Genomic DNA, 13,269 nt, shown 5'->3' on the forward strand with positions numbered 1-13,269 from the left:
CTTAGCCTGCTTTGCCTTCTAGGGCTGCGATCCGCGCCTCGAGCGCGGCGTTCTCTTCGCGGGCCTTCTGGGCCATTGCCCGTACCGCGTCGAATTCTTCACGGGTGACAAAGTCGCGGTCCGCCAGCCAGCGATCCATCATGGATTTCATGGCTGTGTTCGCCTCGTCCTTGGCGCCCTGTGCGACGCCCATCGCATTGGTCATCAACTGGCTGAGGTCATCAAAGAATTTGTTATTGGGCTGCATCGCACCCTCCGGATTTTGATCTTCACTTCATATGGGGCGGGCACGCGCAAAGCGCAACTGCCCCGGTTGACTTCACCCCCGCCGCATCAGAGGAATGGCCCCATGTTTGGCGCCATTCCTTTCCCTCAGATTGACCCGGTGATTGTCCAGATCGGCCCGCTGGCGTTGCGCTGGTATGCGCTGGCCTATGTGGTGGGGATCGGACTTGGCTGGCTGTTGATTGCCGCCGCCCTGCGCCGCACGCGCCTGTGGCTGAACGACACGCCGCCGATGGCCCCGGCCAAGCTTGAGGATCTGGCGACCTATATTGTGCTGGGTGTGATCGGTGGCGGGCGTCTGGGCTATGTCTTGTTTTATCGGCCCGGCCACTACCTGCAAAACCCGCTGGAAATCCCGATGATCTGGACCGGCGGGCTGTCGTTTCATGGTGGATTTCTGGGTGTCGTCTTTGCCGTCTGGCTGTTTTCGCGCAGGCACGCGGTGTCCCTGCCCGCGCTGTCCGACATCATCGCACTGGCCGCCACGCCCGCCGTGCTGCTGGTGCGGATCGCAAATTTCATCAATGCAGAGCTTTGGGGCCGTCCAACGGATGTACCTTGGGGGGTGATCTTTCCCGGCGTTGCAGCACAGGATTGCCCCGGCATCACCGGTGCTTGCGCGCGCCATCCCAGCCAACTGTATGAGGCGGGGCTGGAAGGGTTGCTGTTGGGGTTGATCCTGCTTGTGCTGGCCTTCCGGTTTGGGGCATTGAAACGCGGTTGGCTGATAACGGGCGTGTTCTTTTTGGGGTACGGTGTGTCGCGCTTTGTGGTGGAATTCGTCCGCCAACCCGATGATTTCTTCCAGACCCCCGACAACCCCCTGGGCTGGCGGCTTGATTTTGGCGAATGGGGTCTGACGATGGGCCAAATTCTGTCGACCCCGATGATCCTTGTGGGACTGGCGCTGGTCTTTGTGGCGCTGCGCAAGCGATGAACGCTTTGGCGCAAAAACTGGCGGCACAAATTGCGGCAAATGGCCCGATCACGCTGGCCGATTTCATGGCCGCCTGCCTGTTTGACCCGACCCATGGCTATTATACGACCCGCGAACCTTTTGGCGCGGGCGGCGATTTTGTCACCGCCCCCGAGATCAGCCAGATGTTCGGAGAAATGCTGGGGCTGGCGCTGGCCCAAAGCTGGTTGGATCAGGGCGCACCAGCACCCGTCACCCTTGCAGAGCTGGGGCCGGGACGTGGCACGCTGATGGCCGACATCCTGCGCGCGACGCGGGGAGTGCCCGGCTTTCACGACGCTGTTCAGGTTCATCTGGTCGAGGCATCGCCGCGCCTGCGCGCGCTTCAGGCCGATGCAGTGCCGCAAGCACGCTTTGCAGACACGTTAGCGGATCTGCCGGACGCGCCGCTGTTGCTGGTGGCGAATGAGTTCTTTGATGCGCTGCCGATCCGTCAGTTCACCCGTGCCGGTGACGGGTGGGCCGAAACACTTGTAGGTGTGGCTGAAGGGGCATTGCACCTTGGCCGCTCTGCCGCAGCGCCGCGCGCATTTCTGACGGCACGGCTGGCCGACACTGCAGAGGGTGATGTGATCGAACATTGCCCCGGCTTGCCCACGATGATCGCAGAGATCGACGCGCGCATCGCCGATCGAGGGGGGGCCGCGCTGATCGTCGACTATGGCGATTGGGTCAGCCAAGGCGACACATTTCAAGCGATGCGCCAGCACAAGCTGACGGATGTTCTTGCAGACCCCGGTCAGGCCGATCTGACGGCCCATGTGGATTTTTCGGCGATCGCCGGAGCAGTTTCGCGCAGCCACCATAGCCGCCTGACCCCCCAAGGGGTGTTCCTGGAGCGCCTGGGCATCACCGCGCGGGCGCAGGCCTTGGCCGCACAGATGCAAGGTGCGGCGCTGGATGAGCATATTGCCGCGCATCGCCGCTTGACCCACCCCGGCGAAATGGGTGACCTATTCAAGGTAATGGGCCTGTGGCCACACGGCGCGGCCCCGATCCCGGGATTGAATGCATGACGCTGGACATCATCACCGACGACAGCCTGCACGGGACAACGCACGGCTTTTTTACCCGTGTGGGCGGTGCGTCATCGGGTGTGTTTGCGGGGTTGAACTGTGGCTATGGAAGTGCGGATCAGCACGAGATCGTGACGATCAACCGCGCCCGTGTCGCCAAGGCGTTGTCCGTCCCTGCCGATGAATTGGCCGGCGTGCATCAGGTGCATTCCGCCGAGGTTGTTCATGTGAAAAGTGCCGCAGAGGGCGGGGCAAAGGCCGATGCCTTGGTCACTGCCACACCGGGCGTCGCCCTGTCGGTGCTGACCGCAGATTGTCAGCCCGTGCTTTTTGCCGACCCGCAAGCCAAGGTTGTGGGTGCCGCCCACGCGGGGTGGAAAGGTGCGTTGGACGGCGTGCTGGAAAACACCATTGCCGCGATGGAACAATTGGGCGCGGACCGCAGCCGTATCAACACGGTGATCGGGCCAAGCATCAGCCAGCGCAATTATGAGGTTGGGCCGGAATTTCTGGAGCGGTTTCTGGACACCGATGAGGAGGCCGCGCGCTTTTTCGCGGGTGGCGCGGGTGATCGGCTTCACTTTGACTTGCCGGGATATGGGCTTTGGCGGTTGCGACAGGCGGGCGTCGCACAGGCGCAGTGGACGCGACATTGCACCTATGCAGACCCGGACCGGTTCTACAGCTACCGCAGATCGGTTCACGCCAAAGAGGCCGACTATGGCCGCCTGATCGCGGCGATCCGTCTGTGATTTTGGCGCGATTGCGGCGACGACACGCCCTTTGATTGCCACAAATCCCGAAACAATCCGGCTGGCGATGCGGGATTATACAACAAAACAGGCATAAATCCCCTGCAATCATGGGCTTTGACGCAGCGGCGGGGGCTTGCCGCGATTTGTCCGTTGGGGTCGCGGCAAATTTTGCGAAAATCGTTGTCTTTGCCAAACTCCCGCCAAAACTGGCGGACAAACTGTTCTCGAATTCGCAACAAAATGCCTGCTGGGGCAATCGGATTGAGGAGAAGAGTACATGGCAAGCAAGACACGCTGGATGAAGGCCACCATCACCGAGGCGAAAGCCTGCACAACCAAGATGCCGTGGGAACGCGGCGCACGTCGTCAAGCGATGATCGCACAGCGGCTGGAAGACAGTGACCGCAAAGCAAAGATCACCCTGCCGCCGATGCCCGAAGGTGTGTTTCTGGCCGCTACGGCCTAAGCGCGCAGCGGGACCACGGACAGCCCCGGGCCGCCACTGTTGATCTGCGCCAGTAGTGCTGTTGCAGACAACGGACGGCTAAGCAGATAGCCTTGCGCCCGGATCGAGGCGAAGTCCTGCAGGAAAGACAGTTCTGGCGGGTGTTCCACACCAACCGCCGTCACCGCCATGCCCAAGGTATGGGCGATGTCGACGAGCCCTTTGATCACCGCGCGGTTCACCGGGCTATCGTCGACGTCGCGGATCAGGTGACGGTCGATCTTGATCCGGTCAAACGGATAGGTCGTCAGCAGGGACAAGCTGGACCGATCAGCCCCAAAATCGTCAAGTGCGATGCGGATACCGGCGTCCATCAGTTCCTGCATCAAGACGCGCGCCCGCGGTTCATCGGACAAGAGCGCTCGTTCGGTCACTTCAACCTCGAACAACGCGGGGGGGCGGCCAAACTGATCCAGCACCCGCAGGATACGCGGCACAAGGTGCGGGTCTGCAAATTGTGATGGTGTCACATTGAAGCTGAGCACCAGGTCATCGGGCCAGTCTACCGCCACGCGACACGCCTGTCGCAGTAACTGATCCGACAGTTTGTCAATCAGCCCTAACTTGTCGGCAAGGCGAATGAAGCGGTCCGGCGGGACGTGCCCCAAGGTGGGATGGTGCCAACGCGCGAGCATTTCGGCCCCCGCAAGTCGTTGGTTGGGCAGATCAAAATAGGGTTGGTAAACGCAATAGAGCCCGCCACTGTCAATTGAGGCGATCAGGTCGCTTTGCAGTGACGCCTCTTCCTCCAGGGTCAGGCCAAGGGCCGCGTCAAAGAACCGAAATTGCGCGCGCCCGTCGGCCTTTGCAGCACTCAGGGCCTGCCCCGCCTCTGTCAGAATGTCGGCGACCATCATGCCCGCCGCACATTGCGCCACACCGCAACTGGCCGATACCGCGATGGTGAAGGGGCCGATGGAAAACGGATCCGACAGCGCGGCAAGACACTGCGAAGCAATGGATGCGGCATCAAAGTCAGGGCTGTTTGTGGGCGCGAGGATTGCAAAGCGGTCTTCTTCAATGCGGGTCAGAAGCGCGCCCGCCGGCACAGCAGAGCGCAACCGTTTGGCAACCGCGATCAGAACCTGATCACCCACGTCCCTGCCCCGCATGGCGTTCACCGCCTTGAAGTGATCGAGATCAATCAGGATGAACGACAGGCCAGCACCGACCGGTTGCGGGCTGTCCAATGCATCCTGCAGGGCCATGTGATTGCCAAGACCGGTCAGCGGATCATCACGGGCTGCCTGATGCGACCGAAGATGTGACAGCGCATCCAATTTGGCCTGCATCGCCCGCGTCCGCTGCAGCGTGATTGCGGGAAACAGGATCAACACCACCATCATCACCCCGAACACAGAGTTCACCGCATGCGGTGAGAGGTTTTGCAGCCCAGGCACCACAAAGCGGGCGGGGTCAGCCCAGAGCACAACACCAAAGATCAGCGCCGTTGCAGGCGGGATCAGCCACAATGACAAAGAGGGTGATGCGTGACGTGCCATGACATATTCACTAGGGCGTCAGACTTAATGAATCGTCACCGGTTGCGATTCGAGTGTTACCGCACCGGCGAATTTTGCGAAATATGGCGCGATCAGCCACGAACCGGGGACAATACGGTGCAGCACCCCCCGATTGATCGCCGTTCATGGCCGAAAATTAAAACTTTTTGACAGCCGCCGCCCGGATTCGCCACATTCTATCCAACAGCAACGCTCCTCAGATGTTGTCGGTGGGGGCCGGCATTTGTGACGAACCGCAAGGTAAGCACATGAAGACGACCCCACCTAATGCCGCAGGCCTCGCGGTACGTAATCAGTCCCCGGTGTCCTCAGACCGGTTTGCTCGTCTAGATGGGCGCCCTCGGCGCTCCAAGCCTCTTATGCGCAAGTATGAGGTCGCCCATCTGACACCCTCCTCTGACATCATTGACGTCACCCGTCTGGCCCCGGCCATGCCGCCGTTCGAAGATGCCTTTGCCGCGATCGGTCGCGGGGCGATTGTCCAGACCAGTTTCGGCCCCTGCGCGGTCGAGGATTTATTGCCCGGTGACAAGGTCTTAACCGAAAGTCACGGCACCCAAACCCTGCTATGGCGCGGCACGATGACCATTGTGCCCGGTGCCCAGAATGCCCGCCCCGAAATGGGCACGATGACCCGGATCACCGCAGATGCCTTGGGCCTTGGCCGCCCTGCCCCCGATCTTGTGCTGGGCCCGGCAGCCCGGATGATCCATCGCGCGCCCGGTGTGCGGACGTTGACCGGTTCGGATGCGGCCTTTGTGCCGGTGCGCGACTTTATCGACCAATCGCAGATCATCGAACTTAAACCGATTGCGCCGGTCCACTGCTACCAGTTGGGCTTTGCCCATCATTGCCGGATCAACGTCAACGGGATCGAAATTGAAAGCCTGCACCCCGGCGCGGCCCATACGATTGGCCTGAAGGGTGAGATGCTGTCGCTGTTCCTGTCGCTGTTCCCGCACATGGAAACCTTGCAAGACTTCGGGTCGATGCTGCATCCGCGCGTCAAGCTGCGTGATCTGGATTTGTTTGACGTGGCCTAAGCCCGGCGCAGGGTGCGTGCGATGCCCGTATCAGAAGCACATTGTATACCGATCAAACCCTGATCGCGGGTGAACTATGCCTTAGGAATGGGCGGTGCGGCTGTGCCTGCATAGGTGATCCGCCGCAGGACCCATTCGAAGGGTCCAAACCGGAACCAGATACGCCAAATTGACAAAAACAGGATCAGCCCGATGGTCACAAGGATGGCGATGGCAATTGCGGCCGCCGGGCCTACGGCGTTCCACATGTCCAGCCCATAAGGGGCAAAGATGGTCGACAGGATGATCGACTGGCCAAGGTAGATGCTGAGGCTGGAGCCGCCGGCGTTCAGCAGTCGCGCCGTGACCGGGCCCGGTGGGCGCGCGATGGCAGCGATCAGACCAAGATAGCCGATGGTGGCGATGGGGGCGGCAAGGGCTATCAACATCTCTCCTAAGGCGGGGACACCAAAGTGCCAGATGCTTGCACCCAAAAGGCTAAGCGCCACGCCCGGCCCGACACACCAGACCCGTGCGCGTCGCCACAGCGGGTGGGCCGCGTTGTCGATCAGGCCTGATTTGACTGCTGCCAACCCCAGACAGAACCAGCCCAAAACGCCGATCCCCTGCAGCACGAGGACAACCGGCACAACCACGGCAAAGGTCAGGCTGCGAAAACCGACCACATCCCAAAAGCCACCGGTGGTAAGGACCGCAACTTCCGTCGTCCAATCGTCATCCGCCAGACCAGACAGCGCGTAGATCAGCGGCAGTGCCAGAATGATCTGAACAGCAAGCAACGCACCGCCGAGCTTGACCAAGCGCCGCGCCTCCCAGTTTCGAAAGAGGTAGAGGACCGCGCCGAACACCGCATAGGTCACCAGAATGTCACCGAAAAAGAAGAACACCCCATGCAGCACACCCAGCAGCAAAAGCCCGAAAATGCGATTGCGGTAAAGACGTCCAAATCGCAGCGTGCGCCGGTGGGCGGACTGCATCAGAAAGCCAAGTCCAACGCCGAACATAAAGGAAAACAGGCCATAGCTTTTGAGCAAGGCCAAACCGCGCACCAACCACATCGCCAGCGCGTCAAGAAAGGTTCCGTCAGCCGCGGGCGGATAGCCGGTTGCAAGGGGGAAGGCCAGGCCTTCGACGTTGACAACAACAATGCCAAAAAGCGCAAAGATACGCAGATAGTCGGGCATCAATGCACGTTGAGATGTGGTCACGATGGGCGTCTCCGAACGTGCTTGGGGCGTGGTCCAACAGCGGGATGTCGGATGATGCGGCGTTGGATTGGCGGTCTATGCCTCGCGCGCGAGGCGCTCTTCGAGAACGTCGAAGGGCACGCCCGGTTCGTCCTTGGCGCCACGGATCACCAGCGATGTCTTGACGCTTGCCACATTCGGGGCCGAAGTCAGTTCTTCGGTCAGGAAACGCTGGAAGCTGCGCAGGTCCGGGGCCACGCATTTGAGGATGAAATCAACCTCGCCGTTCAGCATGTGGCATTCACGCACGAGCGGCCAGCCATGGCAGCGTTCTTCGAAAGCTGAAAGGTCCGCCTCGGCCTGGGATTGCAAGCCGACCATGGCAAAGACCTGCACCTCGAACCCCAGTTCGCGGGCGTCGACATCGGCATGATAGCCGCGGATGAACCCCTGTTCTTCCAGCGTGCGGACGCGGCGCAGGCAAGGGGGCGCTGAAATGCCGACGCGCTTGGCAAGTTCGACGTTGGTCATCCGCCCGTCTGCTTGCAGCTCTGCGAGAATGGTCCGGTCAATCTCATCCAGCTTGGTGCCTGGCATTTGCTATTCCTTCTGTGGATTTACGATTCATACGCTGGAACCCACAAGGGCGCAATAAAGTTTCAAGAACGCGCAACAAAATGTCGCAAATCGCTGCGAAAATATGGCCGAAATGCCTTATTTCACTGGATTTCGCCACATTCTTAACGTAAAGTTAACTCAGCCCTTTTTGGGGTTCGTTGTCTTTTTGGGGAAGACGGCGTGCATTTTTGACGTTGTTTAGATTGAAGTGTTCGCCAGTTCTCCATGTTTTTTTGGAGTAGAGTAAATGAAGATAAAGAATCTTTTGGCCGCGACGAGTATCGCGGTTATGTCCGCAACTGCGTCGATGGCTGCCGTGATCGACCTCGGGTTCCTGATGGATGAATCAGGCAGTGTTCGTTCAGCGAATTATGCCTCGGCGATGAATGCGCTGGCAGACGCCCTGGACGCAAATATCCCGGTCAATGATCCAACGTTGACATATCGCATTGGCGTGATCTCTTTTGGTTCGTCCGCGGATACGTCGATCCCGCTGACCACAATCAACAGTCAAGCCGACCTTGACGGGCTGGTGTCGGCGGTGCGTGCTGAGGCAACCGACTTTGCCAACGCTGGCAGCACCAACTACAACTCAGCCTTCAACGCACTGGATGCAATGTTTGGCGATGTGAGCGGATCGCAGGCCAGCCTGATCAACATGACCACGGATGGCAACAACAACTCCGGCACACCAAGCACAGCCGGTTTGCGTGCAAATGGCTGGGACTCGCTGAGCTTTGAGGCCGTCGGCCCGGGCGTCAGCACTGGACCGCTGAGCGCACTTGCGTTTGACACAAATGGCATCGGCGGCGCGCCGGTGATTGCCAATGCGGGTTTGATCACCAACCCGTTGACGGACTCCTTTGTGCTGACCGTCACCGACTACACGCAGTATTCGCCTGCGATCAACACCAAGATCCAGCGGACTGTTGCCCCGCAGGTTCCACTGCCTGCTGGTATGCCACTGATGATTGCCGGTTTGGCAGCATTCGGCGTCATGAAGCGGCGTAAGAAAGCGGCGTAAGTCGTTTGACAGCTTGAAAACAAAAATGCCGGCGGAGACGCCGGCATTTTTCTTGTGTGGGTCAAAGTGGCAGGGTCAGTTTGTCGCTTCGGCCTGCAGGATCACAAGCTGGTCCGCCTCGTTCATCCAGATACCAAGTGCTGCGCGCACGCTGTCACCGGGGATTTTGTCGTGTGAATCGGGCGCCTCTGATGGAACAGAGGCGGCGTCATCCCAGATCCAGGCGCCGCAGGGCTTAGTCTCGCCGCAATAGGCTTTGCCCTCTTGCGACAGCGCCGTGTGATCAAGCCCCACCGGACACAAGAGCATCGCGACCATGCCGTTAGCGCCCTTCTGTTCACAGACCGGTTCATAGGTGTCCTGCGCCAAAAGCGGCACAGCGCTGAGCAGGGTTGCGGCCGCAGCCGTCAAGATCAGTCGTTGCATGTCTCATCCTTCAAAAACCATTAACACAATAACGCGCGGGGCCTTTGCGCCCGGGTCTGGCCCGACTATATCGGGGGAAGGCGGAATCGCCAAAGGAACAAATGGCCCAGCGCGCGCCAGACACGAAGGATTGACCAAGATGACCCAGACACAGCACACCAAGGTTCTGATCGTAGGGTCTGGTCCGGCGGGCTATGCCGCAGGGGTCTATGCCAGCCGCGCCATGCTGGAGCCGATGTTGATCCAAGGGATCGAGCCGGGTGGGCAGTTGACCACCACGACAGAGGTTGAAAACTGGCCTGGCGACACCGAAGTCCAGGGCCCTGACCTGATGGTCCGGATGGAGGCGCACGCCCGCGCAATGGGGTGCAATATTGTGCATGATATCGTGACCGATCTGGATCTGAGCAAGCGACCATTTACCGCAACATGCGACAGCGGCGCGGTGGTCACGGCGGATGCGGTCATTCTGGCTACTGGCGCGCGGGCCAAATGGCTGGGGCTGGAAAGCGAAGAGGCGTTCAAGGGGTTCGGTGTCAGCGCCTGTGCGACCTGCGACGGGTTCTTTTACCGCGGGCAGGAAATTGTTGTGATCGGCGGCGGCAACACCGCCGTGGAAGAGGCGCTGTTCCTGACGAATTTCGCCAGCAAGGTGACACTGGTCCATCGTCGCGACGAGTTGCGGGCTGAAAAGATTCTGCAGCATCGCCTGATGAAGAACCCCAAGATCGAACCACTCTGGTTCCACGAGCTGGTAGAAGTGTACGGGGAAGACAACCCCAAGGGTGTCGAAGGTATCAAGGTCAAGCACACCAAGACCGGAGAGATCACGGATATTCCCTGCAAGGGCGTCTTTGTGGCCATCGGCCATGCACCTGCGAGTGAGCTGGTCAAGGATCAGCTGGACACCCATTCGGGCGGCTATGTCGTTGTCGAGCCCGGCAGCACGCGCACCGCGATCCCCGGCGTTTTTGCCGCTGGCGATCTGACCGACCACGTTTACCGGCAGGCGGTCACATCGGCGGGCATGGGCTGTATGGCGGCGCTTGATGCGGAAAAGTTTCTTGCTGAGATGGAAGACGAAGGCGAGGCTGTCGCGGCAGAATGATCCCCTTTGCGGGTCAGGTCTGGCGCACGATTTTTGCCGGGGCCGATGATGCAACCCGCCCCGTGGCTTCGACCGAGGGTCGATTTCATCACGATGGGCAGACGGCGATCTACACGTCCCTGACAGCCGAAGGCTGCCGGGTGGCGATCAAGCGCTATGTCGGGTCCAACGAGCCACCGAGGATCATCGTGCCGCTTGACGTGCGGCTGACCAAAGTCGTTGACCTGCGTGGGCGGGCCGAGCTGTCGACGGTTTGGCAGGACATCCGCGCAACTGGTGCCCCCGCCCCCACCTGGGCCTATTCCGATGCTGCGCGGGCGAGTGACGCGCAGGGGCTGCTATATTCCTCGCGCTCGCGACCTGATTTGACGCATCTTGTGGTTTTTTCCGGCGATCCCGATGCCGTCGGCGTGGCTGGGCCGGCACTTCCATTTTGATTGTGAGGGGCAGAGGTTGCTTTGAATCCGTACTGGTCGGAATGCCGCGTCACGAGCAGGCCCGCCAGAACAAACCCGCAGGGACATAGCCAAAAGTTGAGACGCAGGGTGAAATAGGCACCTGCCTCCCATTGTCGCAAAAGCGCATCGTTTCTTAACCTTCAACGCAGTTTTTCGGGCAACGCCAAAAGTTTGTTCTTTTGTGAACACATTTGCCGTGCAATATGTTCAGGCGTGAACAAAGATTGAGTCGGGCCCGTGCAGCCAACACCCCAGACACCGATGACGGATGAACAAGAGGCGTTGTTTCGCCTGTTGCGTCAACTGGATCATGCGCCGGACGCCGCCCAGCGTCAAACGGCGCAGGCGGTCGGCGTGTCCTTGGGGCGGCTGAACGCACAGCTTAAGGCGGCTGTGGCCGCAGGCTATATCAAGATCGGCAACCGCAACAGCACCGACAAACGACAGCGCATGGCATATGGGCTGACCCCCAAGGGCGCCGCCGAAAAGGCCCGGCTGACGGACCTTTTCCTTGCCCGGAAATTTCAAGAATACGACGCCCTACATGCAGAGCTGAAGGGCTCTGCCAGTGGCTATGTTCCGACTAACCAAAGGACCCAACTGATGCAAAATAACCTTGCCCCCATTCCAGAGCTTTATGTCAGTTTTGACAGCGCCCAAAAGATGAAGATGGACGCTGCAGAGCTGACCAGCCACGACCTGACCCCACGCCAGATTTGCGATCTGGAACTTCTGATGAACGGCGGGTTTAACCCGCTCAAAGGGTTCCTGAGCGAAGACGACTACAACGGCGTTGTCGAAAACATGCGCCTGGCCGACGGGCAGTTGTGGCCGATGCCGATCACGCTGGATGTGTCCAAGGACTATGCCGAAAGCATTGAAATTGGGCAGGACATCGCGCTGCGCGACCAGGAAGGCGTGATCCTTGGCACGATGACCGTGACCGACAAGTGGGTGCCGAACAAGGCGCGCGAGGCCGAGATGGTGTTTGGTGCCGACGACAGCGCCCACCCCGCCGTAAACTATCTGCACAACACCGCCGGAGAGGTTTATCTGGGCGGGCCGGTGACCGGCATTCAACAGCCTGTGCATTATGATTTCCGTGCCCGTCGCGACACGCCGAACGAATTGCGCGCCTATTTCCGCAAGCTGGGTTGGCGTCGTGTGGTTGCGTTCCAGACCCGCAACCCGCTGCACCGGGCGCATCAGGAACTGACGTTCCGCGCCGCCAAGGAAGCGCAGGCCAACCTGCTGATCCACCCGGTTGTCGGTCTGACCAAGCCGGGCGACATTGATCACTTTACCCGCGTGCGCTGCTATGAGGCTGTGCTGGATCAATACCCCGCCTCGACCACCACAATGTCCCTTTTGAACCTTGCCATGCGCATGGCTGGCCCGCGGGAAGCGGTCTGGCACGGGCTGATCCGCAAGAACCACGGCTGCACCCATTTCATCGTGGGCCGCGACCACGCTGGCCCCGGCGCCAACAGCCAGGGCGAGGATTTTTATGGCCCTTATGATGCGCAGGACCTGTTCCGCGAGCATCAAGAGGAAATGGGTATCGAAATGGTCGACTTTAAGCACATGGTTTATGTGCAAGACCGCGCCCAGTACGAACCTGCAGACGAGATCACCGACAAGGATGACGTGACGATCCTGAACATTTCCGGCACCGAATTGCGCCGCCGTCTGGCCGAAGGTCTGGAAATTCCCGAGTGGTTCAGCTTTCCGACTGTGGTGGAAGAGCTGCGCAAGACACGTCCCCCGCGCGCCAGCCAAGGGTTCACCGTGTTCTTCACCGGCTTTTCGGGCTCTGGTAAATCCACCATTGCCAACGCGCTGATGGTCAAGCTGATGGAAATGGGTGGCCGTCCGGTGACGTTGCTGGATGGTGATATTGTCCGCAAGAACCTGTCGTCCGAGCTTGGGTTCAGCAAAGAACACCGCGATCTGAACATCCGCCGGATTGGCTATGTCGCCTCTGAGATTACCAAGAATGGCGGGATCGCGATTTGCGCACCCATCGCGCCTTATGCCACCACGCGCCGGGCTGTGCGCGAGGATATTGAGGCCTTTGGTGCCTTTATCGAAGTCCACGTGGCAACGTCGATCGAAGAATGCGAACGCCGCGACCGCAAAGGGCTTTATAAGCTGGCGCGCGAAGGCAAGATCAAGGAGTTTACAGGCATTTCAGACCCTTATGACGTGCCTGAAAACCCTGAGCTGTCGCTCGATACCGAAAATGTTGAGGTGGACAACTGCGCGCATCAGGTGATCCTGAAGCTGGAATCGATGGGTTTGATCAAGGCCTGAACCGCAGGCGAGAACGGAAAAAGGGCTGGTCT

At 59.9% G+C, this 13,269-nt stretch carries 14 protein-coding genes; 9 read left to right on the plus strand and 5 right to left on the minus strand.

Features of this window, described 5'->3' with window-relative positions; genetic code table 11:
• Position 1: 1 nt before the first annotated feature.
• The gene (locus AB3Y40_RS13155; RefSeq protein ID WP_369439244.1) at positions 2–247 is read right to left on the minus strand and encodes an accessory factor UbiK family protein; all 246 of its coding nucleotides are present in this window, start codon (positions 245–247) and stop codon (positions 2–4) included.
• A 102-nt stretch (positions 248–349) separates the two neighbouring features.
• Between AB3Y40_RS13155 and lgt the strand changes: the two genes are divergently transcribed.
• From lgt to AB3Y40_RS13175, 4 genes are all read left to right on the plus strand, one after another.
• Entirely contained in the window at positions 350–1,222 is an 873-nt protein-coding gene (gene lgt / locus AB3Y40_RS13160) for a prolipoprotein diacylglyceryl transferase (RefSeq protein ID WP_369439245.1), read from the plus strand.
• Positions 1,219–2,277, plus strand: a complete 1,059-nt coding sequence (locus AB3Y40_RS13165) for a class I SAM-dependent methyltransferase (RefSeq protein ID WP_369439246.1) — start codon at positions 1,219–1,221, stop codon at positions 2,275–2,277. The genes lgt and AB3Y40_RS13165 overlap by 4 nt, the downstream gene beginning before the upstream one ends.
• A complete protein-coding gene (gene pgeF / locus AB3Y40_RS13170) occupies positions 2,274–3,029 on the plus strand; it encodes a peptidoglycan editing factor PgeF (protein ID WP_369439247.1) in 756 nt (251 codons plus the stop codon). Before AB3Y40_RS13165 ends, pgeF begins: the two co-directional genes overlap by 4 nt.
• Positions 3,030–3,309: 280 nt before the next feature.
• Positions 3,310–3,498, plus strand: a complete 189-nt coding sequence (locus tag AB3Y40_RS13175; RefSeq protein WP_369439248.1) for a hypothetical protein — start codon at positions 3,310–3,312, stop codon at positions 3,496–3,498.
• On the opposite strand, the gene AB3Y40_RS13180 is transcribed toward AB3Y40_RS13175, so the two are convergent.
• A complete protein-coding gene (locus AB3Y40_RS13180; RefSeq protein ID WP_369439249.1) occupies positions 3,495–5,039 on the minus strand; it encodes a putative bifunctional diguanylate cyclase/phosphodiesterase in 1,545 nt (514 codons plus the stop codon). The genes AB3Y40_RS13175 and AB3Y40_RS13180 overlap by 4 nt on opposite strands.
• A gap of 380 nt (positions 5,040–5,419) precedes the next feature.
• Between AB3Y40_RS13180 and AB3Y40_RS13185 the strand changes: the two genes are divergently transcribed.
• Positions 5,420–6,103 carry a Hint domain-containing protein gene (locus tag AB3Y40_RS13185; protein ID WP_369439250.1) on the plus strand — a complete coding sequence of 228 codons (684 nt, stop codon included), beginning with the start codon at positions 5,420–5,422 and terminating at the stop codon, positions 6,101–6,103.
• Positions 6,104–6,177: 74 nt separating this feature from the next.
• Here AB3Y40_RS13185 and AB3Y40_RS13190 read toward each other — a convergent pair whose 3' ends face one another.
• Together AB3Y40_RS13190 and AB3Y40_RS13195 are read right to left on the minus strand one after the other, a co-directional pair.
• On the minus strand, positions 6,178–7,311 hold the full coding sequence (locus AB3Y40_RS13190) for a DUF418 domain-containing protein (RefSeq protein ID WP_369439251.1): 1,134 nt from the start codon (positions 7,309–7,311) through the stop codon (positions 6,178–6,180).
• Positions 7,312–7,386: 75 nt separating this feature from the next.
• Positions 7,387–7,887, minus strand: a complete 501-nt coding sequence (locus AB3Y40_RS13195) for an Lrp/AsnC family transcriptional regulator (protein ID WP_369439252.1) — start codon at positions 7,885–7,887, stop codon at positions 7,387–7,389.
• 268 nt (positions 7,888–8,155) lie between these two features.
• Here AB3Y40_RS13195 and AB3Y40_RS13200 point away from each other — a divergent pair, with 268 nt between their 5' ends.
• Positions 8,156–8,932, plus strand: coding sequence for a DUF1194 domain-containing protein (locus AB3Y40_RS13200; RefSeq protein WP_369439253.1), 777 nt, complete (start codon positions 8,156–8,158; stop codon positions 8,930–8,932).
• Positions 8,933–9,007: 75 nt separating this feature from the next.
• Here the strand turns inward: AB3Y40_RS13200 and AB3Y40_RS13205 are convergent, their stop codons facing one another.
• Positions 9,008–9,358, minus strand: a complete 351-nt coding sequence (locus AB3Y40_RS13205) for a hypothetical protein (RefSeq protein WP_369439254.1) — start codon at positions 9,356–9,358, stop codon at positions 9,008–9,010.
• A gap of 139 nt (positions 9,359–9,497) precedes the next feature.
• On the opposite strand from AB3Y40_RS13205, the gene trxB reads away from it, so the two are divergent.
• The 3 genes from trxB to AB3Y40_RS13220 all read left to right on the plus strand — a co-directional run bounded on the left by trxB (position 9,498) and on the right by AB3Y40_RS13220 (position 13,237).
• The gene (gene trxB / locus AB3Y40_RS13210) at positions 9,498–10,466 is read left to right on the plus strand and encodes a thioredoxin-disulfide reductase (RefSeq protein ID WP_369439255.1); all 969 of its coding nucleotides are present in this window, start codon (positions 9,498–9,500) and stop codon (positions 10,464–10,466) included.
• Positions 10,463–10,903, plus strand: a complete 441-nt coding sequence (locus AB3Y40_RS13215) for an RES family NAD+ phosphorylase (protein ID WP_369439256.1) — start codon at positions 10,463–10,465, stop codon at positions 10,901–10,903. Before trxB ends, AB3Y40_RS13215 begins: the two co-directional genes overlap by 4 nt.
• A gap of 282 nt (positions 10,904–11,185) precedes the next feature.
• The gene (locus AB3Y40_RS13220; protein ID WP_369439257.1) at positions 11,186–13,237 is read left to right on the plus strand and encodes a bifunctional sulfate adenylyltransferase/adenylylsulfate kinase; all 2,052 of its coding nucleotides are present in this window, start codon (positions 11,186–11,188) and stop codon (positions 13,235–13,237) included.
• Positions 13,238–13,269: the final 32 nt, after the last annotated feature.

The sequence above is a fragment of the Yoonia sp. R2331 genome, assembly GCF_041103235.1.
Lineage (GTDB): Bacteria > Pseudomonadota > Alphaproteobacteria > Rhodobacterales > Rhodobacteraceae > CANMYO01.